16 protein-coding genes and 1 pseudogene are annotated in these 23,724 nt (G+C 41.1%); 9 read left to right on the top strand and 8 right to left on the bottom strand.

Going from position 1 to position 23,724, the window contains the following annotated elements; translation table 11 throughout:
• Window positions 1-70: 70 nt before the first annotated feature.
• The 3 genes from A9479_RS15175 to A9479_RS15165 all read right to left on the bottom strand — a co-directional run bounded on the left by A9479_RS15175 (window position 71) and on the right by A9479_RS15165 (window position 3,152).
• Window positions 71-2,260, bottom strand: a complete 2,190-nt coding sequence (locus A9479_RS15175) for a fasciclin domain-containing protein (RefSeq protein WP_064663879.1) — start codon at window positions 2,258-2,260, stop codon at window positions 71-73.
• Window positions 2,261-2,403: 143 nt separating this feature from the next.
• Window positions 2,404-2,787: a hypothetical protein gene (locus A9479_RS15170; RefSeq protein ID WP_064663878.1), complete on the bottom strand. Its 384-nt coding sequence runs from the start codon at window positions 2,785-2,787 to the stop codon at window positions 2,404-2,406.
• Window positions 2,784-3,152, bottom strand: a complete 369-nt coding sequence (locus tag A9479_RS15165; protein WP_029610020.1) for a hypothetical protein — start codon at window positions 3,150-3,152, stop codon at window positions 2,784-2,786. The genes A9479_RS15170 and A9479_RS15165 overlap by 4 nt, the downstream gene beginning before the upstream one ends.
• Window positions 3,153-3,372: 220 nt before the next feature.
• Here A9479_RS15165 and A9479_RS15160 point away from each other — a divergent pair, with 220 nt between their 5' ends.
• Window positions 3,373-3,795: a VOC family protein gene (locus A9479_RS15160; protein ID WP_024601311.1), complete on the top strand. Its 423-nt coding sequence runs from the start codon at window positions 3,373-3,375 to the stop codon at window positions 3,793-3,795.
• A gap of 24 nt (window positions 3,796-3,819) precedes the next feature.
• On the opposite strand, the gene A9479_RS20140 is transcribed toward A9479_RS15160, so the two are convergent.
• From A9479_RS20140 to A9479_RS15150, 3 genes are all read right to left on the bottom strand, one after another.
• A complete protein-coding gene (locus A9479_RS20140; protein ID WP_231893582.1) occupies window positions 3,820-4,422 on the bottom strand; it encodes a GGDEF domain-containing protein in 603 nt (200 codons plus the stop codon).
• A 12-nt stretch (window positions 4,423-4,434) separates the two neighbouring features.
• Complete coding sequence (locus A9479_RS20135; protein WP_231893581.1) at window positions 4,435-5,436, bottom strand: 7TM-DISM domain-containing protein; 1,002 nt, start codon at window positions 5,434-5,436, stop codon at window positions 4,435-4,437.
• Window positions 5,437-5,546: 110 nt separating this feature from the next.
• Entirely contained in the window at window positions 5,547-6,425 is an 879-nt protein-coding gene (locus A9479_RS15150) for an AraC family transcriptional regulator (protein ID WP_064663887.1), read from the bottom strand.
• 184 nt (window positions 6,426-6,609) lie between these two features.
• Between A9479_RS15150 and A9479_RS15145 the strand changes: the two genes are divergently transcribed.
• The 5 genes from A9479_RS15145 to A9479_RS15125 all read left to right on the top strand — a co-directional run bounded on the left by A9479_RS15145 (window position 6,610) and on the right by A9479_RS15125 (window position 14,070).
• Window positions 6,610-7,755, top strand: coding sequence for an iron-containing alcohol dehydrogenase (locus tag A9479_RS15145; protein ID WP_013465765.1), 1,146 nt, complete (start codon window positions 6,610-6,612; stop codon window positions 7,753-7,755).
• A 189-nt stretch (window positions 7,756-7,944) separates the two neighbouring features.
• The gene (locus A9479_RS15140; RefSeq protein WP_013465764.1) at window positions 7,945-8,271 is read left to right on the top strand and encodes a hypothetical protein; all 327 of its coding nucleotides are present in this window, start codon (window positions 7,945-7,947) and stop codon (window positions 8,269-8,271) included.
• Window positions 8,272-8,444: 173 nt separating this feature from the next.
• Window positions 8,445-9,698, top strand: coding sequence for a TolC family protein (locus A9479_RS15135; RefSeq protein WP_064663877.1), 1,254 nt, complete (start codon window positions 8,445-8,447; stop codon window positions 9,696-9,698).
• Window positions 9,695-10,924 carry an efflux RND transporter periplasmic adaptor subunit gene (locus A9479_RS15130; protein ID WP_064663876.1) on the top strand — a complete coding sequence of 410 codons (1,230 nt, stop codon included), beginning with the start codon at window positions 9,695-9,697 and terminating at the stop codon, window positions 10,922-10,924. Before A9479_RS15135 ends, A9479_RS15130 begins: the two co-directional genes overlap by 4 nt.
• Before the next feature lie 8 nt (window positions 10,925-10,932).
• Window positions 10,933-14,070, top strand: coding sequence for an efflux RND transporter permease subunit (locus A9479_RS15125; protein WP_064663875.1), 3,138 nt, complete (start codon window positions 10,933-10,935; stop codon window positions 14,068-14,070).
• A gap of 347 nt (window positions 14,071-14,417) precedes the next feature.
• Here the strand turns inward: A9479_RS15125 and A9479_RS15120 are convergent.
• A pseudogene (locus A9479_RS15120) lies at window positions 14,418-15,653 on the bottom strand (TMEM143 family protein).
• Window positions 15,654-15,841: 188 nt separating this feature from the next.
• Here A9479_RS15120 and A9479_RS15115 point away from each other — a divergent pair.
• The 3 genes from A9479_RS15115 to A9479_RS15105 all read left to right on the top strand — a co-directional run bounded on the left by A9479_RS15115 (window position 15,842) and on the right by A9479_RS15105 (window position 20,077).
• Complete coding sequence (locus A9479_RS15115; protein ID WP_013465758.1) at window positions 15,842-16,426, top strand: YqaA family protein; 585 nt, start codon at window positions 15,842-15,844, stop codon at window positions 16,424-16,426.
• A gap of 71 nt (window positions 16,427-16,497) precedes the next feature.
• Complete coding sequence (locus tag A9479_RS15110; RefSeq protein WP_064663874.1) at window positions 16,498-17,397, top strand: GGDEF domain-containing protein; 900 nt, start codon at window positions 16,498-16,500, stop codon at window positions 17,395-17,397.
• A 76-nt stretch (window positions 17,398-17,473) separates the two neighbouring features.
• Window positions 17,474-20,077, top strand: coding sequence for a DUF2339 domain-containing protein (locus A9479_RS15105; RefSeq protein ID WP_064663873.1), 2,604 nt, complete (start codon window positions 17,474-17,476; stop codon window positions 20,075-20,077).
• 49 nt (window positions 20,078-20,126) lie between these two features.
• On the opposite strand, the gene A9479_RS15100 is transcribed toward A9479_RS15105, so the two are convergent.
• The gene (locus A9479_RS15100; RefSeq protein WP_013465755.1) at window positions 20,127-23,567 is read right to left on the bottom strand and encodes a PAS-domain containing protein; all 3,441 of its coding nucleotides are present in this window, start codon (window positions 23,565-23,567) and stop codon (window positions 20,127-20,129) included.
• Between the last annotated feature and the right edge of the window lie 157 nt (window positions 23,568-23,724).

The following is a 23,724-nucleotide window of genomic DNA, read 5'->3' as shown; positions in this document are numbered from 1 at the left end:
GCCTATTTTTATATAAAAAAAGCCAGGAGCAAATAGCATCACTCCTGGCTTATCTCACAGTAAAATTTAGTTATTTGGCCGTTGTGATCACTGTATCAATTAAGTGTACAACGCCATTACTAGTGTAAATATCAGTGGTTGTTACATTGCTGCCAGCTACTTGTAGTGATGTAGCCGGTAAGCTTACTTGCCACCAAATATCGTTCACAGCTTGACCATTATTCTGACCAACTGCCGTATCACCTGAGAAGGTATATAAAGGGCGGCCAAGGTAAGCGACTTGCATGCTGTCATCTGAGCGAGCAATCAATGATAAACCCGGAATATTTTCAATCGATGCCGCAGTGCCTAACACGGGTGGCCAAGTTGTTGCACAAGCTGCTTCACATACGCTCATTGCCTCACCTAAGTCGTTATCAAATACATACACGGTTTTACCAGGCATTGCATCGGCCATACCCGTTACTAAACGATTATTTGTTGCATCATAAGCTACGCTGTCTGTTGCTGTATTTTCAGTACTGGTAAAATCTACCACGTTTACGCTTAGCATATTATCAGCAAGTGTAGTGACCATTTTACCATTGGCTGCAAATGCATCGGTACTTCCAACTTGAGCGCCTAATACATGTTGAGTCAAAACACCTGTTAGTGCAGCGGTGTCAGCCAATAAGGCATCTAAATCAGCGGAAGGGATTTTACTAAATGCCGCATTTGTTGGTGCAAATACAGTAAATGATTGAGTGGTATCGTTAAACGTATCAACTAACCCTGCTGCTTGCAGTGCAGTTACTAATGTAGATAATGCAGGCGTTTCTGTGGCAACTGTTGCAATAGTTTTAGTCGGAGTGCCGACTTCAGCCGGTGGCATAATCACTTTATTTAATACATGAATAACGCCGTTGCTAGCGGTTACATTTGCCTCTGTGATTGCCGAATCATTTATAAATAGCGAGCTATTCACATAAGAAATAGCAGCCATGTCGCCATTGGCCATTTCTACTTTGTTACTATTGCTATTAGCAATGGCTACAGCGTCATCAGATAAAACAGTGGCGTCAGGGAATACATGGTAAAGCAAGATATCACGAAGTGTATCTGTATCAGCTAACAGCGCATTAATTGTATCCTGACCGAGCGCTGCAAATGCATCATCCGTAGGAGCAAATACACTAAAAGTGTTATCTGGATCAGCAACTAACGTATCTAAGCCTGTTGCCGTTAGCGCAGCAAGAAGTGTAGTAAAGTTACCATTTGCACTGGCTATATCAGCAATTGTTCCTGCGCTTTGCGGTAAGGTTACATCAGAAATAATAACCGAATCGATTACATGGATAACACCGTTAGAAGTCATAATATCTTTAACAATGATGTTTGCACCGCCAAACGACAACATATTTGTATCTGCGTTTATCGCGATTGGAAGTGTATTGCCTAATAGCGTTTCAGCAGATTGGCCGTTTAAAGACATTGCAGTGACTGAATCAACTGACCCAACAAGTACATGCTGCTTTAAAACATCCGCTAAAACGGTTGGGTTTGCCAGCAGTGTATTTAAAAAACCACTACCAATTGCTTCAAATGCAGCGTCGGTAGGCGCAAAAACGGTGAACTCTTTCGACGTATCCGCCAGTGCCGATGTTAAGCCTGCAGCGTCAAGTGCGGCAAGCAAAGTACTAAAGTCGCCTGCTTGTTGAGCTGTTTCAACAATATTGTTGGTTGGCGGTGTTTCTGACACTGTTTTGGGTGTGAGTACTGCGTCAATAACATGAATAATACCGTTGTCGGTTTTAATGTCGGTCATTGTTACCGTGCTGGTATTAACTAATAAGCTTTCACCATTTAAAGACAGTGCAATACTTTGTCCGTTTACCGTTTCAACGGTTGACCCAGCCAAACCAATTGCTGCTTGCGCATCTACTCTGCCAGAGATCACATGGTAAGTTAAAATTGAGCTTAAAGTATCAGGATCAGCTAATAAATTATTGATAGTTTCTTCACCTAATAACGCAAATGCATCATCAGTAGGAGCAAAAACGGTATAGCTGTTAGTTAAATCGTCTAGTGTTTCATCTAGACCTGTTGCTTCTAAAGCTGCAACAAGGGTGGTGAATTCTCCAGAACCTTGAGCGGCATCAAAAACAGAAACGGCTGGTTGTGGATCTACAGTGACAGGGGCGTTGTTATCATCGTCGCTACTACAACCTTGAATGAGTAACAAGGGAAGTATGATAGCACCGAGCTTAAATACTTTATTCATAATTTTTCCTTTAATTGAATGTTACAGTGTTACAGCTTTGTGAACTCTACGTAGCCAAGCTCTGTATTGATCAAAAAAAGGAGCGTTATTTTTGTACGATTTAATAGGTGTAAGATTTAATTGTACTTTTATTCAAGTAAGTCTTAAATTTTAGTTTTTTTACTGCGAGGCGCACCCAGTAAAATAAAAAGGTGGCAAATACACACTGATAAAAATGCACTAATTCCCAAAGCGCCACCAAAGCCATCAAGAATGGGGACCAAATAGGCAAAAAACAATGAAAATATAATTGCTGAACTGGCAAGCGTATAAACACCAAAGCGGTGAGGGGCGCTCATGCCAATAAAGGTGCCGCCAAAAAAAACGATACTATAGAGTTCTGCGTTGAGGCTCAGCTGTGCAAAAATCAGATAGGCAATAATTGAGAGTGCAGCGGAGGCTCTTATAGCATCAAAGCGGTTATGCTTTGCTAAATAAAAGGTAAAAAAAGCACCAGCCAAGGCTAATACTGGGTATGCAATAGTCATATCAGCAATCCTTTAGCTAAAACAAACAGGGCTACACTGGCAAATGCAATACTGCCTAATCGTCCGCCAAATCCTGCAAATACATTAAGTGTCAGTGTATATAAAACAGCGCCAATGGCAGAAATAATAGCGATTTCCCAATAGTTGCTAATTAAGCTGGTGGAACACATACCGGCAAAACTACCTGCATAAATGGAGGCATAAGGGTGGTTTTGATAACGTGCAGGAAATGGAATAAATGAGCCGATAAGGCCTGTTAAAGCAGCAGACACAACAATAGGTAATGCCAATGTGGTATGCATTATAAAGCACGACAAGCAGCCGATAAAAAAGGTGATGAATTTTAAAAGTATGAATTTAGTCATAAGGCGCACATCATAAAGGTTCAGTTTTAGCTTTAATAGTTAAAATCGACGATTTAAGACTAAAAGCGATATATGACTTCCAAAAGAGCAAATAACCGTGGCTTTAAATTAAATGTACGCAATGAATGACTAAAAATAATGCCATTAATGTTCTATAAATTACAAATTATGTATAATGCAGCATATTTCATATATTAAAAGTTATAACCTAAGGTAATTTATGTCTAACTGTTTGCATTTGGCTATTCCAGCTGGTGATCTTGAAAAAGCGAAAGCGTTTTATTGTGACGTGCTTGGTTGTAAAACGGGTAATAGTGAAGCTGGGCGATGGGTAGACATTGATTTTTGGGGTAACGAGTTAACGCTTCATCAAAGCACAGAGCGCTTACCAACAGTGCGTCATGATGTTGATATGGGCGCAGTAGCTGTACCGCATTTTGGTATTCACTTATCTGAAGATGAATTTCAGGCGTTAAAAACTCGGATTGCGGCTGCTGGCCTTGAATATTTAGATAAGCCTTACCGCCGTTTTGTAGGTGATGAATTTGAGCAAGAAACGTTTTTTATTGAAGATCCAAATGGTAACGTTTTAGAAATGAAAACTATGGTAAACCCAGAAGTCTTATTCAAAAAAGGCGAGTAATGATTATGCGCCTAAACGATTACTTTAGGCGTTTTCTCTTGTGTAGGTTTGCTTAGCCTGCGCTTTTCGTAATGACTTTTTTTGATACATTGCTTCATCACCGGCTTTTAAAACCTCATCTAAATTTTTAGGCGCTTCGCTATAGTTTATTTGCCCTACGCTTGCGTAAATAGCGATGGTGTTGCCTTGGTGTTCTAAGCTAAGCGCATTTAATTTTTGTTCAAGGGTCGCAACTCGCTGGTTAATTTTATCTTTGCTGGTAAATAATGCGATAGCCACAAACTCATCTCCGCCTAAGCGGCCAACTGCGTCTTCACTGCGCATATGCTGACTAATTGACTCTGCCACCGTACAGAGTACTTTATCGCCAACATCATGGCCGTAGGTATCATTTATTGCTTTAAATCGGTCTAAATCGATATATAAAAAACACAACACGCCCCCACGTTGAGCATGTTTTTTTAATAACTCATTAGCTTTTAAACTCCAGCCTCGGCGGTTATAAATATGACAAAGATGATCGTAATTAGCGTGCTGTTCAGCCCGTTTTTTAGCATAACTGAGTCGTTGAATTCGCCTACCAACTGCAATAGCAAGAAGCAGAGATTCAATCGTAAAAGCAATCACAAACCCATAACGCTATATAAAAGGACTGTATTCGGTTAGTAACACTCTAAATATCATGCTGATAAATACACAGCTTAAGGCAATAAATACCAAGCTGGCTTCGTTAACGCCTTGTTTAGCTTGCACAGCTGAGAGTATAAAAATGGTCATCACAATCAGTAGTGACAAATAGCCAGTAACGATTGTGGTGATATTAGTAATAGCGGGTAAATCTAAAGCTATTTTTTGTAAGCACAAAGTCAGTACACATAACGCGGTAATTTTTAATGCATAACTTAATTTGCGCCAATACTCAGGTAGCTCTAATAGTGCGCTCATAAACCAAGTAGCACTGACTATAGTTAAACCAATGCTTAATGTATAAAGGTGGCTGATATATGCAGAAAAGTAGCCATTGGTAAATAAATAGGGCTGGCCTTCTTGTAAAAAAATAAAGCTAGCGATACAAAAAAGATAGATGCCATACAGTTTAAAAATAGCGTCTTTAATGCCATAACCTATTATTAAAGCATAAAAAATAAGCGTTGCGCATAATCCATAAAACACCCCAAATATTAAATTGTACAATTGCACCTTTTCAATAAATTGCTGTGAGTCTAGCCAAGTAAACCGGGGGTTATAGCTGGCAGTAGTGGTTAAAGTTAGCTTTGCATTAAAGCTGCCTTGTTCCATTAAAATAGCCATTTGATTTGTTTTTAAAGGGGCTTTTAATTGGTTATTTTGTTGCCACGAAAAACGTTCAAGTGCAGGGCGAGTAAACGTAAAAACACCGCTTTGGTTTAGCGTACATACCAACTCAAATTGGTTAATGCCTTTTTCTAGTTTTATGTCTGCAGCAATACCTTGCGATAAGGGAATGGATACACTGTTTGTGATAGATTTTAAATTGCAGCTATCTTTTGCAATAGCTGTATTGCAGATAAGAAAAATAAAAAATAAAGCACCGCAAAATTTAACACATAAGGAGGTGGTTGTATGTAAGTGCTTCCTTATTGTTACGGTGTTATTGAGCATAGTAGGGTTATAAAAATGGCAGTTACCCTATATTAACAAAGCGTGTTATCTTTGCTAGTAAAAATTAATAATAAAGTTTGATATAGCGCATGAATGGGTAAATCTTATTTTTATAACTGTATTTCACTCGGAGTTTTATTAAAGTGGCGTTTAAACTCACGGCTAAACTGTGATGCACTGGTGTAACCTACCTTAAAAGCAGCTTCATTTGCTTTGCTGCCCGCTGTGGTAATTAACTCTTTTGCTTTAGCTAAACGTACTTTTTTTAAGTATTGTAAGGGAGATTCAAACGTTACCTGTCTAAATGCGCGATGAAAAGAGGATACGCTCATATTTACCTCTTCTGCTAAATCTTCAACAGTAATAGGGTTTGCATAGTCCTGATGCATCGTTGCTAGTGTACGAGCTATACGCGCATAATGGCCATCATGCATAGCTAGGCCTATTAAAGTATTCCCTTGGGGGCCGCAAAGGACACGATACACTAGCTCTTTTACTATATCTTCGCCGAATACCTCAGCCTCAAGTGGATTATTCAAAACCGTTAGTAACCTACATGTCACCTGCTCCATTGCGCAGTCTAGCTTTGCTGATTGTACTGCGCCAATGTTCGCGCTGGAGACAGATAAAGGCTGGTGCTGCATCATCTGATTAACCAGTTTGTGCAACATGACAGGGTTTATATCTATAGCTATGCCCATAACCGGTAAGTCATTATCGGTAAACGCTTCACACTCTAAAGGGACCGGTACACCTAGTACCAAGTAATCACCTTCGCCGTATTTTATTTGATGTTCTGGGAAATGAATTATTTTATGGCCTTGGCCAACCACGATTATGCCTGAATTATAAATAAGCGGCTGGCGCGGTGAACTTTTGGTAGCGCGATGAAAATACACCCCAGAAATAATTGTTTCCATGGTGCCCTCAAAGCTTAGTAAATTATTGTGCTCGGCGTATTGTTGCAACATTTTGGCTATGATGGGCATAAAAGTATCTGTAATTAAAATATTTTGGCGTAAAATAACAGTGCTGGTAGTTTTAGGCAAGCTTTAGGCAGTTATTGGGCTTTTTATATATTAACTTTGCTACTAATATGCATCCATCAAAGCTTTACTTGATATGTGACTAAGTAAAGCATTATGAAATTAACCGTCACCTAGGAGCAAAATAATGAAATTTAGCTACGTAAATCCCACTCTCATCCAATTTGGCCAACAGCAAATTGCCGCACTTAGCGACTTGATCGCAAAAGATCAAAAAGTATTAGTTGTTTATGGCGGCGGCTCAATTAAAAAGAACGGCGTGTATGACCAAGTTGCTGCTGCACTTGAAGGTTTTGATTGGGTAGAATTCTCGGGCGTGGGTGCTAACCCAACAATTGAAGTACTTGACCAAGCGGTTAAAATTTGTAAAGAACAAGATATCGACTTTGTATTAGGTGTCGGCGGCGGCTCTGTAATAGACGGCGTTAAATACATTGCGGCTTCTGCAGTATACGACGGCGAAGGTTGGGACATTCCTACTGGTAAGCATACAATTACTAGCGCATTACCAATTGGTGCCGTATTAACGCTACCAGCTACAGGTTCTGAATCTAATCAAAACTCAGTGGTAAGCAAAGAAGCGACTAAGCAAAAATTGCCGTTTGCTTCACCAGAGGTACTGCCTAAATTTGCGATTATGGATCCTGATGTAATGAAAACATTACCACAGCGCCAGCTTGTAAATGGCTTAGTTGATGCGTGGGTGCATACTTGTGAGCAATACCTTACGTTCCCTGAAGGCGCATTGGTACAAGAGGGATACGCAGAGGCACTGTTAAAAACGCTCAAAACACTGGGCGATAACTTTGAAAACCAAGACGATGCATGGCGTGCAAACCTTATGTGGGCAGCTAACCAAGCACTTAATGGCTTAATTGGTTCTGGCGTATCGCAAGATTGGGCAACCCACATGATTGGTCATGAGCTTACTGCTGCCTATGGTGTTGACCATGCGCGTTCGCTTGCTATTGTTCAGCCTTCTTTACTGCGCAATCAATTTGCAGTTAAAAAAGCGAAACTAGAGCAAATGGGTAAAAACGTATTTGGCCTTGAGCAAACAGACGATTTAGCGGAGCAAACAATTCAAGCGATTGAAGCGTTTTACCACAGCCTTGAGGTTGCAACACAGCTAACTGAACATGGTGATGATAAAGCGGCTGCCATTGATAATATTATTGGCAAACTAGAAGCACATGGCATGGTTGCCCTTGGTGAAAACCAAGCGATTACGCTAAAAGAAAGCCGTGAAATTTTAGAACACGCGGTTGCTTAAGCGTTAATTTTAAAAAACCACTGGCTATTAAAGCCGGTGGTTTTTTGTTTTATAGTTAACCTCAGTAAACGCAATTGGCGCCATTAATTGATAAAAAGCCCTTTATTGTCGTTTGCCGCTAATATACTATGTGGCTTCAATTGGTTAGGTTTATTTAAGTCAATTTTAGGCTGAGAAGATAGCTAAATTATGCGTTCAAATCGTTTGTTAATGGTCATGTTACTCGTGCTTGTGCACAGCTTTATAAGTTGTGATGGCGCTGCATACCATTTACAAGAAGACGTTGAGCATGTAAGTAACGCATTATCACAAAACACTATAACCGCTGATAATGATCAAGGACAAAGCGATAATCAGCCACCGGTTGAGATTCATGCACACCAACATTGTCACTGTGGCTATTACAGCACACTTAGTCACGCTATTATTCCTCAACAAAGTAAACCCTCAGTACTTGTGTATTACCATGGTTTAAATTATCCACCTGATGTACCCCCACCGAATTCATTTAGCTAGTTTTTAATTTAATTTCAATTAATTATTGTGCTTTTAGCTGCCTGCGCGTAAGCGTTCTATGGGCTTTTATAGGCATGTTTAAATTGCTAACTATTTTACACTGTCGCTGTTTTTAGCGTAGGTTGTGAATGGTTTGCAAGTGAACTCTGTTTATTAAAAAACGGACAAGCTATATGAATAAAAAACCAATTATGCTGGTGGTGATGCTGTGCGCGCTACCTGCTTTTAGTGCGTTTGCAAATGTTAAAACACTAACTCTAAAACAAGCGTTGATAAATACCGAGCAACAAAATCCGCTATTAAAACGCTATCCTTATCATCAAAAAATACTCAGCGCGCTTAAATCTCAAGCGGCGCTTTCGCCTAACCCTGTAATAAATGTAGAAGCCGAAAACCTCTTAGGAACAAACGATGCGCGTGGTGTGCAAGGGGCTGAAATAACCTTGGCATTTAGCCAGCTTATAGAGCTTGGAGATAAACGCCAAAGCCGCATAAATTACGCAACGGCGAACATTAAAGCCCAAGCAATACAATATCAAAATACTCGGTTAGCTTTATTAGCAACCACTGGTGAGCGATATTACGAGGCGCTTAAATTTCAAACCTTACTTACGCTTAACAGCGAACGACAACACGTGGTGAGCCAAGCTCTCAAAGCAATAAAGCAACGGGCTAACGCTGGCGCTGTATCGCAAGCCGATGTAACCCGTATGCGTTATGCGCTAAGCCAAGTTGAGCTTGAGAAAGCTAAGCTAAATAGCGAATTTGAGCGAGCGCGCTTATCGCTCAATGAGCTGTGGAATGAGCAACATGGCTACACTAATTTAGCGGGGAATATGACTACCTTAATACCGCTTAAATCTGAGCAAGCGTTACTCAATGCGGTTAACCAAGCGCCTGAGTTTGCGGTATTACAGCAACAATACTTACAGCAAGCGGCCAACTTAACGCTGCAAAAAGCTAACGGGCAAAGCGATATTAATGTAGGCGCTGGCCTGCGCTACAATCAGCAAAGCGATACCAGTTCGTTGCTGTTTTCTTTTTCTATGCCGTTGCAATTGAGTAACTCAAATAGCGGTAACATTGAAGCGGCTAACAGTCAGTTGGCATTGCTAAGCAAGCAGCAAGGGCAATTACGGGTTCAGTTACGCCAACAAGTTCGTACCTTGTACGCCTATTACCAAGGCAAAACGTTACAGGCGCAGTTGTTATCAGGGCAGGTTATTCCACAAGCCCAAACACTCATTGAGCAAAGTTTAAAAAGCTATCAACGGGGACAAATTTCGGTGTTGCAATTGCTCGATGCCCAACAAGCTCTATTTGACTCTAAACGCGCACTTATCAATACCTATGCAGCGCTATATCAAACGCACCTTACCCTTGAGCGTTTAACTGGCCAATCTTTAATTGAGACTTTTCAATCATGAACAACACTTTTATCGCATTATTAGTATCACTTTCGTTTACAACGAGCCTTATAAGCACACATGCATTTGCCTCAGCAGAGCATGGGCAAACGCAGCAACCCCAAAAACAAGGCGCCCATGGCGGCTTTTTATTAACCAACGCAAAGCTAACCCTTGAGTTAAAGCTGCAAGAGTTTGCAGGTAAAGTTGAGCTGCGCGTATATGGTTATGAGCAAAATCAGCCGGTAGATATAAACGATTTAAGCATCGAAATGAACTTAAAACGATTAGTAGAAGCGCCGCAAAAAATACAATTTACGCGTGAGAATGAGTACCTTGTTAGCACGCAACCCATAAATGAGCCACATTCGTTTGCGCTTTTTATTACTGCCAATTATAAAGGTGAACGCGTTATTTTTGAGTACACCCAACACGAAGGTCGCACTATGCTTAGTGAGCGAGCGATTAAAAGTGCGGGTATTAAAACGCAGATAGCACAAAGTGGCGAAGTTGATATTTATGACACGCTTTTTGGTGTTATTGCACCGACGCAGCACGGCACAGTAGAAGTGATGGCGCCATATACCGGATTGATCAGCGATATTTTTGTCAGCATTGGTCAAAACGTTAAAAAAGGTGAGGTACTGGCCAGTGTCACCAACCGTGAAACTTTGCAAAACTACAGTATTAAAAGCCCCATTAGTGGTGTAGTAACCGAGCAGTACTTAAAGCGTGGCGAACTGACAAGTACTCGCGCGCTTATGCAAGTCGTGAACCTTGATAAAGTATGGGTTGAGCTCTCAGCCTTTCCTGAAAATATTGAAAACCTAGCCATTGGTCAAAGCGCCACGGTGTACGATTTACACCATCATTTAAATGCCCAAGGTAAGGTGTTTTTTATAGCGCCTATGATGACCGGCGGGCACATTGCACGTGCCCGTATAGCGCTTAATAACCCTGATGGTCATTGGCGTCCGGGTATGCATGTTAATAGTGATGTCAGTATCGATAAAGTCAATGCCCGCGTGCGTATAAAGCCTGAGGCTATACAAGAGTTTAACGGCATGGCGAGTGTGTTTGTGCGTAAAAATAATGTGTTTGAAGTACGCCCGGTTACTTTAGGCGCAAAAAATAGCGAGTGGGTTGAAGTCATCGCGGGTTTAAGCCCAGGTAGCGAGTACGTCACTGCCAATAGCTATGTGATCAAAGCCGATATTTTAAAAAGCGGCGCAAGTCACGCTCACTAGGAGGTACCATGATTAACTGGATTGTTTCTTTTGCGGTTAAACGCCGCATGATGGTGCTTGCGCTAACATTTTTATTTGCTGGGTTTGGTGTGTATAACATCCAAAACTTAGCGGTAGATGCTGTCCCCGATATTACCAACGTGCAAGTGCAAATTAATACTAAAGCGCCTGGTTTTACCCCGCTTGAAGTCGAACAGCGTATCACTTACTTAGTCGAAACGGTGATGGCGGGTATTCCTAAGCTTGATTACACCCGTTCGCTTTCTCGCTATGGGCTTTCTCAAGTAACTGTTATTTTTGATGAAGGCACCGATATTTATTGGGCGCGTCAGCAAATTGGTGAACGTATTCAAAGTATTCGCGCCGATTTACCTAATAATATTGAGCCAAACCTTGGACCTATTGCCAGTGGTTTAGGTGAAATATTTACCTATAGCGTGCATGCAAAACCCGATGCGTTAAAAAGTGATGGTACGGCGTATAACGCCGAAGACTTACGTACTTTGCAAGACTGGGTTATTCGTCCGCAGCTTTTAAAAGTAAAAGGCGTAACCGAAATAAACAGCCAAGGTGGCTTTGAGCGCCAATACCAGGTTGCGCCCATGCCAGAAAAGCTCATCGCTTATAAGCTAACAATCAAGGATGTTATTAGTGCACTTGAGCTTAATAACAGCAACCGTGGCGCTGGTTATATAGAGCGCTTTGACGGCCAATATTTAGTGCGCTCGCCTGGGCAATTAAAAACCTTAGCCGATATAGCAAACACCGTTATTGCCAAGCGTGATGATGCTCCTGTGCGAATTAAAGACGTGGCAAATGTGTATTTAGGAAAAGAGCTCAGAACCGGCGCGGCTACCTATAATGGCGAAGAAACCGTACTAGGCACGGCAATGATGCTAATAGGTGAAAACAGCCGTGTGGTCGCCAAAGCCATGGCTGATAAGTTGATAGAGGTACAAAAAAGCTTACCTGCAGGGGTTATCGTTGAGCCTGTCTATGACCGTACCAACCTGGTTGATAAAACCATTGCCACAGTTCAAAAAAATCTGTTTGAAGGGGCGGTATTAGTTATCGTCATTTTACTGTTATTGCTCGGGAACATCACTGGTGCGCTTATTACCGCGATGGTTATTCCGCTGAGTATGCTATTTGCTATTACTGGTATGGTGGGCAATCGAGTCTCGGGTAACTTAATGAGCTTAGGCGCAATCGATTTTGGATTAATTGTAGATGGCGCGGTGATTGTGGTTGAAAACTGCCTTCGTCAATTAGGGATGGCTCAACATAAACATGGGCGCTTACTTACACTCAGTGAGCGTTTAAAGGTTGTCACTTCAGCCACCAAAGAAGTGTTTAGCCCCGCCGTATTTGGTATTTTAATTATTATGTTGGTGTATTTACCGCTATTTGCGCTCAGTGGTGTTGAGGGCAAAATGTTTCAGCCTATGGCGTTTACTGTTATTGCTGCGTTAATAGGTGCACTTATTTTTGCTGTTACCTTTGTGCCGGCGGCAATTGCCGTATTTGTGCGTGGTAAAGTAGATGAAAGCGAAAATGCAGTAATGCGTGGTGTTAAAAAAATCTACAAGCCACTGCTTAACTTATCGCTTAAATTACCGTGGGTGATGGTGAGCATTGCCACGGTTTTAGTACTAGTACTTGGCTTTAAAGTTAAAAATATGGGCGCCGAATTTTTACCCCAGCTAGATGAAGGTGATATTGCAATGCATGCGCTGCGTATTACTGGCACCGGTATTGAACAATCGGTGCAAATGCAAAAGCAGTTGGAGCAGGCTTTATTAGCACAACCCGAAATTGCGAACGTATTTTCGAAGATTGGTACTGCGGATGTAGCCAGCGATCCTATGCCGCCAAATGTTGCCGACACCTTTTTAATGTTAAAGCCGTCCGAGCAATGGCCAAACCCATCACTGAGTAAAGACGCGTTAGTGCAGCAAATTCGTCATCGCGTGAATGAGGTACCGGGTAATAACTATGAATTTACCCAGCCTATAGAAATGCGCTTTAACGAGTTAATTGCTGGTGTGCGTGCCGATGTAGCGCTGCGTATTTATGGTGACGATTTAGCCATACTTAAGCAGTTTGGCGAAAAAGCCACTGGTTTAATGCGAAATATTACCGGTGCTACTGATGTTCGTTTAGAACAAATACAGGGGCTGCCTACACTTTCTGTTACTCCAATGCGAGACCACATGGCGTTATTAGGATTAACTGTAAACGACATTCAACAAACGCTTGCCGCTGCCGTTGGTGGGGTGCAAACAGGGCTCATTTATGAGGGTGATAAGCGCTTTTCGTTACTAGTACGCTTAGATAAGCGTTGGTCTGATGATGTCTCTGCGCTTGCGCGTTTACCTATTGCATTACCTCAAAGTAGTAACCCTGAGCTTGCATTTGTACCGCTTGGAGAAGTGGCTACAATCAGCATTGAAAAAGGGCCGAATCAAATAAACCGCGAAAGTGGTAAGCGTAATGTGGTAGTAACGGCCAATGTAGCGGGGCGCGATTTAGCAAGCTTTGTCAGTGATGCCCAAGCGAAAATGAACGCACAACTTAACCTACCTAGCGGTTACTGGCTTGAATACGGCGGTACGTTTGAGCAATTACAATCGGCGAGTAAACGTTTGTCGTTGGTTGTGCCTGTGACTTTATTGCTTATTTTTGGCTTACTTTATAGTGCTTTTGGCTCGCTGCGTGATTCACTCATTATATTCAGCGGTGTACCTCTGGCACTGACCGGTGGGGTATTGGCGTTATTGCTACGCGATATGCCGCTTTCTATTTCAGCGGGTGTGGGGTTTATTGCCCTAAGTGGTGTTGCGGTATTAAACGGTGTAGTGATGTTGTCGTTTATTAAGCAGTTACGAAACGAAGGGTTAAGTTTATACCATGCAATACACAGCGGCGCATTACAGCGATTACGCCCCGTGCTGATGACCGCGCTTGTGGCAAGTTTAGGCTTTATACCGATGGCGCTCAATACCGGTACCGGCTCTGAGGTGCAAAGGCCATTAGCAACCGTGGTTGTAGGCGGTATTATGTCATCTACCTTACTAACGCTATTAATTTTGCCAGCACTTTATAAGTTAGTGCATACAAAATTTAAAAAGCCGCAAACAGCTTAGGGTCTGTTGATCTTTGCGGATTAAAATTTGTTCAAACTAGGGGCTGTTTAATCGCGGCGCGAGGTTTGTAACCTAGTGGGCTAAGTAAAAACCGAGCAACAAAGAGTAAATCGCCCCTAGGCAGAACCCTTAGGGCAGCGCCTGTTTGGCATTGATGCTACGTTATCGCCTATTTATGGGGAATAACCACACCACATAGGCTCCGCCTTGCCTAAATACCAAACAAACTGCTGCAAATTCAACCTTGAAAGATCAACAGACCCTAGCTAATTACTAATTAGGTAATAACGTAAAAAGCAGCTGAAGTGTCAGCTGCTTTTTCGTTGTTATTAAGTAAAGCGTGCAGTTTAATTATATTGAAACAGGTTATCCCAGCGTTCATCTAATATGGCTTTTGCGTGCTCTAGATTTATCGCGTTATATAGGGTGTTTGTGCAGGTTACTAAATGCATACGTTCAAGTTTTTCAAGGGCATCGCTAATTTCAAAATCTAGCTCGCATTGATACTTAGTTTTAAACCACGCCTCTATTTGCTCATCAAGCGCGTGTGCGCTTAAGCCATTTTTAGATTTTAGTAAAAACGTATAAGCAAGCAGGGCTTCTTTAATGTCTTCTTCTTCGGCAGCATCAATGAGAGTGTGGAATACACCGGCGTTGTTATCTAGGTTCTTAAAGTAGAGATTATCGCTCAGCGCTTTCATAAATTTAATTTTGCGGTTTTTAAATTTACTCCACTCTTTAAAAATAAAGCTGCCAAATACCCCCATGCCAATAGCAAAGGTAATAAAATGCTGTTGGGTCATTTCTACGGCTTAATCTCTAAAGCCTCCCCAAAATGCAAATAGGGCAAATAATAAAACAAGTGATGCACCTAATTTTGTTATAAGCACTACGGCACCCCCCACTAAAGCTGACGAGCCAATAATAATTTTATCGATAGGGCGCATCCGTACTTCGCTATTCGGAAACAGCATTTCTAAGTCAGCTTTTGGCACATTTTGAAATAGTTTTACTATGGTAGAACTTGGCTCAAACCCCATAGGTAGTTTATTTTTTGATTCAAAATAGGCTTTATCTTTAAAGCGAATAAATACCGCTACGCGGTCGTAGTTGGTAAAATGCAGTGGCTTTTTACGTAAGCCCCAAAAGCTGGTTATGGTTTCGGTGAGTTGCGATTCGCCTCTGCGATAAAAGACCACCTCTTCAAAGTCGTCAAACTCTACCTCTAGGCGTACCTTAAAAAGCGATTCTTCGTTGAGTGCATCTTGGAGGTCTTCATTGGTGATCACTTCAAAATTAGCCGCATTTAATACGTTAGCAAAATCTTTAGCAAAATCGCGTTGGCACTGGGCTTTTTGCTCCTTCGAGACAGGAGCTAACGAGCGGGTGTCGCTATTAGGATCGAACGGTGCGTAATTGTTTTTTAGTGACTCAAGGGTTGAGTGGTAATTATAATGAATCAGGCTGGCGAGCACGTCGCAAAACTGTTTGAAAGAGGTTTGTTGTGCACTATCGGCAAGCTCTTGGCTGCACATGCCTATGATATCTTGCTTTCTAAAAGGAATAAAACGCGCAGTTTGCATAATTAATAATTGTCAGAAAAGTATAATGGCATTGAGCAATAATAAAGTACTCTGGGAAGTATTACTATTTTGCCAATGTTAAATCTATAAATAATAAGGCGTTATATTTTCAGGTTAGATTAACCTAACTGTGCGATGATGCCAGTACCCGCTAAAAATATTAATCTCAGTAGTTAAAAGGATGTTTAATGGCTATACAAAAAAAGCTCAAGCAAAAAACACGTCAGTTTATTGAGTCTAAAAATATGCTCAGCGGTATTACGTTTGCCTCATTTTTAGAATCCACCATAGTGCCCATTCCACTTGAAGCAGTACTGGTGCCCTTAATGCAGGCAAGGCGTGAAAAACTGTGGCAAATTGCCCTTATGGCCACAATCGGCTGTGTTATTGGGGCGTTGTTTGGTTATGCGTTGGGTTATTATTTATTTGATGTAGTGGGCGATTGGATCATTAATACCTTTTCTAGTCCTGAACAGTTTGAAAACGTTAAGCAAAAAATGCAGGCACAAGGTTTTTGGTTTGTATTAAGCTTAGGTATTGTGCCTATTCCGTTTCAAATTGCGATGTTGGCCGCTGGTGCAACTAAGTATTCGCTGGCACTGTTTTTAGTGGCATCTGCGATTGCGCGCTCTATACGCTATTTTGGATTAGCGTTAGTGGTATATTATGCAGGCAATCAAGCTGAGCGACTTATCAGTAAACATAAAACTAAAACCATGATTGGGTTAACTATTTTAGTTGCTATTGGCTGGGTTGTTAGCACACTAATATAAATCAATCCGTTTTATAATTTGTGGTATAGTTTTTAATAGTAATTATAAAAATAATGTAAATATCGCCTATGATGAACCCGGAAAAAGTGAGTTTAAAGTTAAGCCATTTTGTTAAAATTACCAGATTAAATAAGCTGTTAATTTTGATGACGCTGGCGTTTATTATCGCTTTCTCAATTTTTTCGTTGATGTACTTTCCCCCATTAGACATAACCCAAAACCTCTATGGCTTTACCACTGACTTTATTAATTTAGTGGTGATTTTTGCTATTTTTTTTGTAGTGCAATGTTCACGGTTAGCTAAAAAAGCGTATTTATATGTCAGTATCGGTTTAATGCTATGGATTGTAGGCTCTACTGCCGATGTGCTTGATGAAGTAATACGTCAGCCTTTTTGGATAAGCAATTACGTAGAAGACTTATGTCGCACATTAGGTATGCTAATTACCGCTTATGGTTTATTTAAAACCATGCACTTTATGCAGCGAATGCACAACCGGTTAGCGCAAGAGTTTATTATGGATGATTTAACCAAAGTGTATAACCGTCGCTGCTTTTATCAGCATGTGAAGGGGGTTGTTAATAATCCTTACACTGTTTTAATTATAGATCTCGACCACTTTAAACGTATTAATGACGATTATGGCCACGATGTGGGCGATAAGGTGCTTAAACAGTTTGCTGATAAAGTGAACCGTCTTTTTAAAGATGAAAATATTTTTGCTCGTATAGGTGGTGAGGAGTTTGCCGCTTACCTGCCTAGTTATGAGCTTGATGAAGTACTTAACTTTTCGCAGACTATTCTAGAGACGGCTCGTACTATTACAGTACAAAATCAGCGTTCTTTAACGGTCAGTATCGGTATTGCACATCGTACAAGCGACCAGACCTTTGATAATGTAATGAAACGTGCTGATCAAGCATTATACCGCGCTAAAAAAGCAGGCCGTGATCGCCTTGAGGTTGCTTAAACATCGTAATTTTATGGTATAAGCTTTGTTTGTAATTTTTTTGGGTACTTGTTTTGTAAAATAAAAAAGGGACTGTATGGATGAGTTAATCGGATTAGCAATCATTATATCTATTGCGATTGTTGCAGGAGGCGTATGTGGTTTAGTTGCCTTAGTGCAATTAAACGGCTTAAAACAAGAGATTGCAGTATTAAAATTCAAGCTATCACAGTATGAGTTAAACCCAAATACAGTCCCTAGCGAATCCCCTGTAAACACACAACCAGATAACGCAAAATCTTTAAACCGCGCAGACATTCCTGCCTCTGTTTATAAACCTGCGAGCATTAAACATACGCCACTACCTAAAGTAGCAATTAAAAAGCCATCGAGTATTGAACTGCTTTTTAAACAATTACGTGCAGGCTTTGAACAAAACTGGATGACCTGGATTGGTGCTATTGCTTTGGCTTTAGGTGGCGTGTTTTTAGCCAAATATAGTTTAGAGGCGGGGCTACTTTCACCTGCAATGAGGCTCAGTGCCGGTGGATTATTTGGCATTGGCTTAATCGCAGCAGCGTATTATTTACATTATAAACGTATTGTTTTTGAAGGCTTTAATAATTACATTCCTGCAGCCCTTGCCAGTGGCGGCTTTATGACTTGCTTTGCCTTAATGTTTTTGGCCTATAACAGCTTTACCATGCTAAGTGCTGAGTGGGCATTTATTGGCTTAGCAGTGATTGCTCTTTGCGCCAGTGCAATGGCGATTAAGTTAGGTCCTTTACTTGCTGTAATTGGCATTATAGGCGCATACAGTGTTCCTATTTGGGTAAATACGGGCAGTGGTCAGTTATTTTCTTTACTTATTTATGTTGCACTTGTGAGTGTTGCCGCAGCGGTTGTGGCACATAAAGTACAGCGAGTGTGGTTGTGGTATTTACTATGGGTAGGGCATATAGGCTGGTACTTGGTTGGACTCACTCTATTTAACTACGACACAGTGTGGTTAATAGGCGCTTATGCGTTACTAAGTATTTTAGGCTTAATCGCTATTGCACGTTTAGGTTTGGGCTTTAATACCCTTGAAGTGCGCCCGCACAGCTTCAAACGATTAGTTAACTTATTTCCAGATCACGGATTATTACTGGCCTTTATGGCGCCTTTAATGATTGCCATGCTATTGAGTTTGTTTAATTTACAATGGCAAATCGTGGCGTTGTTAAGCATCGCTTTGTTACTATTTTTAGTGTTAAAAAATAGTCGTTGGGATGCATGGCAAGGGGTTTCTTTAGTGATTGCGCTGTTACTAGTGATCAGTGCTAAACAAACTTATGCCTTTGATGATGCGTTATTTATTTTTAAAAACGAATATGGGCTAGGCTTATTACTTGCTCTGGGGTTAAGTGGCTATGGACTCTATTTTGGTAATAAATACTCAAAACGATTAGCTTTTCATTTGCTTGCTTCATTAAGTGTGTTTGCATTAGTTGGCACTTTGTATGCGATGATCCCAAATACGGCTTTAGCAACCGCTTATCCACTTTGGGCGGTATTGTTATGTTTAATGAGTGCGGTGTTAATTAAATTTACGCAAAATAATACAACCTTATGGCAGCGTTTTAGTTATTGGGTGGGAGCAAACGCCAATATCACTTTAGCAATTACTATGCTACTGAGCGATAGCGGCCTTACCATTGCACTGGCTGTTCAAGTATTACTGCTGAGCTTATTAATAAAAAAATACAGTGTGGCTATGCCACACTGGCCAATAAAAGCCCTTGTGGCGGCATTACTTTTACGCCTTACCTTATCGCCGTGGACGCCTAGCTATGATTCTCTAACTATCTTTGGTTTGCATTGGAGCTTAGTTGTTTACCCGCTGTGTATTGGGTTATTTTTTGCAGCGGCTAAATGTTTTAATACTTCAAAACTAAAAATATGGTTAGAGGGGGCAGCACTGCATTGTTTAGCGTTATTTGTGACAACCGAAACCAGTTATCAACTGGTAGGGCACTACCCTCAGTTGTTTTCTTTAAGTTTTTATGAGCAAGTTTTGCTCAGCTGTAACTTGCTTGCTTTAGGCTGCGTTTATTTATATCGCGCGCAAAGTGCAGGGCAGCTGGGTAAGTTATACCGCACTGCAGGTTTGATTTTATCAGCGTTAGCTGGCTTATTATTAATCAATACAACGTTGGATGATAATCCGTTATTAATGCGTCTTTATGTTGGTGAAACGCCAATATTTAACTGGGTGCTTTTAATCTGGTTCGTCCCGAGCCTGCTGGCGTTATGGTTAGCGAGTTTAGTTAAATCGTTAAATGCTAAATTGAGTCAAATTACACTCGGTGTGTCTGGTTTATTAGCGGTATTAGCTATCAACACCTTGATCCGCCAATATTGGCAAGGCGGCTTTATTTACCTTGATAAGGCAACCAGTGACGCCGAGCTATATAGCTATTCGGTTATTTGGTTATTACTTGGCGCATTGGTGGTGATCGCCGGACATTTAAAACAGCTGCGGTTATTACAAAATGTCGGTTTGGGGATTCTTGGTGCGGTAATCGTTAAAGTATTTTTAATTGATATGGCTAATTTAACTGGGCTTTTAAAGGCATTATCGTTTATTGGCTTAGGGCTTTCGTTAGTCGGGCTTAGTTGGTTGTTCCAAAAACTAAGAAAGCGTAATTATAGCAATTAAGCATAGCTTTAAGCCCAGTATTTTACTGGGCTTAAGCGTTTATTGGGGGTTAAGTACTATGATTAAGCAGGGCCTTAAGTTTACCTGGTTTTACTGGTTTACTTAGGTAATGAATATTTTCAGCTTTGGTTGTTTGTTTTAGCTCGGTGTCACGCACCGCGGTAATTAAAATTGCCGGAATGTCGCTTTGCCAAGTCTCTCGCAGTGTTTTAATTAAAGTAATGCCATCCCAATCATTACCTAATTGATAATCCATTAAAATAACATCGGGCGCTGCATGCGCTTTAGCATACGCTAACACAGCATCAACTTTGTCGAATAAGGTGTAATTTGCCCGCCATTTTTTCAATAAGCTGGCCATCGCGGCTAAGTTTTCAGGATCGTCGTCAACGGCAATAATATTAATCGCAGCGCGGTTGTCTACGATATTTTGATTTGTTTGTTTTTGTTGCACTAATTGCGCATCACCATAAGGCACTTCTATACTAAATCGACTGCCTTTATTAGGTAAAGAAACCACATCAATCGGCAGGCTCAGTAAATCAGCCATACGTTTAACTACCCCTAGACCAAGGCCTACGCCTTTATTGTCGCCCGCTTCAATTCGGTAAAAGTCGTTAAATATTTTTGCCTGTTCAATATCGCTAATGCCCGGGCCTGTATCCCATACTTCTATTCGTAAACTGTGTTTACGATTTCTGCAGGCAATTAGCACTCGGCCATTTTCGGTGTATTTAATCGCATTAGACAGCAAGTTTTGTAGTATTCGGCGCAAGTAGGTAATGTCACTATGCACTATTTGCTTATTTGAGCGCACTGTAAATGACAGTCCTTTATCGCTTGATAAAATGGCATATTCACTTTTGAGAGGGTCTAAAATATCGTCAATACAAAAGTGACGTGGGCTTGGGGTCATTGCGCCTTGTTCTAATTTTGCAATTTCGAGTAAGGCCGACATTAAATGCACAGTTGAATCTAAACTGTCGCCAAGCTTATTAAAATTATTTTTATTCGTGGTGTCTAGTTGTGTTTCGTCAATCGCGGCAAGGTATAAACGTGCAGCATTTAATGGCTGTAAAATATCGTGACTGGCCAATGCTAAAAAGCGAGTTTTACTATCATTAGCTTGTTCTGCCTCACGCTTGGCTAAAGTAAGTGCTTGCTCGGTTTGTACGCGGCTATCTATTTGTGCTTGTAGATTACTATTAATCGTTTGTACTTCTTGGGTGCGCGCTTCAATACGGTTTTCTAAGTCCATATTAATTTCTTCTAGCGCATTTTGAGTACTAATGTGAGTAGTAATATCAGAAAAACTGGTTACAAATCCGCCATCAGGAAGTGGGTTACCGATCATTTCATACACTTGGCCGTTTCGACGATGGCGAATAAAGTGATGTGAACTACCATTTTTTAAATGCTGAACTCGCTTATCAACATGACGGTCAATTTCACCTGGGCCACATTCACCGCGCTCTGCGTTATACCGGATTATTTCCTCAATAGGTTGGCCAACTTGTAAAAAGCCCTCGGGGTAGTTAAACATTTCACTGTAGCGCTTATTCCAAGCCACGAGGTTTAGGTCTTTATCAACAACGGATAGGCCATGGCTTAAGTTCTCTAACGAGGTAAACAATAAGTTTTGATTAAACTGCAGTGCTTGTGTGGTTTCATCAAAAAAGTTTACCACCTCTTCAAACGCCATGCGTTTGCCCGATGATACGGTATGAATAAGTGCTTGCGCCGACGAGGCACCTAATACCCCAGTAAGCGCACGTTCGCAGTAAGCAATAAAGTCAGCGCGAGGGTGCGCATTGTTGTCGTTTAAGTCGTGATGAAGCGCATAGTGTGATAATACTTGCTGGCTACGTTGAATGCCTAAAAAGGTCTGTAGCAGTATTTTGAAGTCGTATACCGTGGCTTTTACATTTTTATTTAATCGACGCGATAAAATAGCCTGATCTTTAGGATTAACAAAAGCAGCCGCTTGAATTTTGTCGATTAAGCGCTCTTCAGCCCCTAGCGAAAAACTAATGTAACAGCCAATATTAGCAAACAAAGCGATAAGTGTACCGCGCGTTATTAGGGTTTGTTGTAACTCACTGTCTAGTGGGTTGGGGGCATCTAAAATAGGCAACATTAAAAACAGCACCCAACATATCACGCCGGCGAGTAGTCCAGCATAAACCCCATAGGCATGGCCTTTTCGCCAATATAAACCACCCACAATGGCAGGCAATAGTTGCGATACCAATGAAAAAGCAACCAATCCCATACTAGCCAGTGCACTGCCATTTCCAAACCATTGCTGATAGAAGTAAGCTAAAATAAGTACTCCGGCAATGGTAAATCGACGCACTAGTAAAATACGTGATTTATAGCTGCTGGTAATTAAGTTACGTTTAAATTTACGACGTAACATTAACGGCAGTACCACATCATTTGAGATCATGGTACTTAACGTTAATGTGGCTACAACAATCATGGCTGTAGCTGCTGAAAGCCCCCCAATAAACACAAACGTAGTTAAAAAAGCATTATTGTGCAGCATAGGTAAGGCAAGTACAAAGCTGTCTGGTGATAAGCTGCGGCCTATTTCTGGGTGAATCGCAGCGGTGGCAATAGGTAAAATCATTGCTGCTGTTAGTAATAAATACAGTGGGAAGGCCCAACGCGCAGTGAATAAATGGCGCTTATCTTGGTTATCGACCACGGTTACATGAAATTGGCGTGGCAAACAAATAATAGCCGCTGCTGCCATAAGTGACTGGCCGATAAAATTAAAACTAAAAAAGTCAAAGTGTGTCCAGTGCATCCAAATAGACTCGGCAACTTGACTGCTACTTTGGGTAGGTAAATTAAATAAGCTGTATATCGCAAGCCCTGCAACGGCGGCTAAGGCAAACAGTTTAACTAGAGATTCAAACGCCACAGCGAGCATTAAACCTGAACGGTATTCGGTTACATCAACTTTGCGCGTACCAAAAAATATAGCAAATAGCGCCATCATTAACGTGGCCGATAGCGCTAAAATATCCCCTGATATCTGATTGCTGTTTTGTAGGAGTAAAAAGCTAGAGCTGAGTGCTTTTAATTGCAATGCAATGTACGGAATGGTGGCCAATAAGGCGATTATTGTCACCATAATGGCGGTGGTTTGACGCTTACCATAGCGGGCTGAAATAAAGTCGGCAATAGTGGTGATATTTTGTTTTTTACTCACCAGTACCAGTTTACGTAAAAAGCCTTGACCGAAAAAAAACAATAAAGCGGGGCCTAACAATATAGGTAAAAAACTCCAGCTGCTGGTCGCTGCTGTGCCTACTGAGCCGTAGTAAGTCCATGAAGTGCAATAAATACCTAGTGCAAATGAATACACAAACGGGTGATGACTAATACGCTTGGCAAGTGGCGTGGTTTTATCCCCCCAATTAGCCAGCCAAAACAGCACGCCTATGTAGCCAAAGGCAACAATGAGTAGTACAGCCGTCATGTTTATTTAACCTTGTAGAATATTTTTATAATTTGCCATAACTATACCCAAACTATTTCAAGATGCGAGCGTCAGTTGGCGTTTGAGGTAGTTTGGGTTTTTACAATACTTGGTTGCGGGTTAAATAGGGGGGTATACATTTTATTTATATTATCTA

This window comes from Pseudoalteromonas sp. MQS005 (genome assembly GCF_001661605.1).
GTDB classification, from domain to species: Bacteria; Pseudomonadota; Gammaproteobacteria; order Enterobacterales; family Alteromonadaceae; genus Pseudoalteromonas; species Pseudoalteromonas tetraodonis.
Note: the sequence above shows the minus strand (reverse complement) of the source record. Positions and strands in the feature narration are given on the sequence as shown.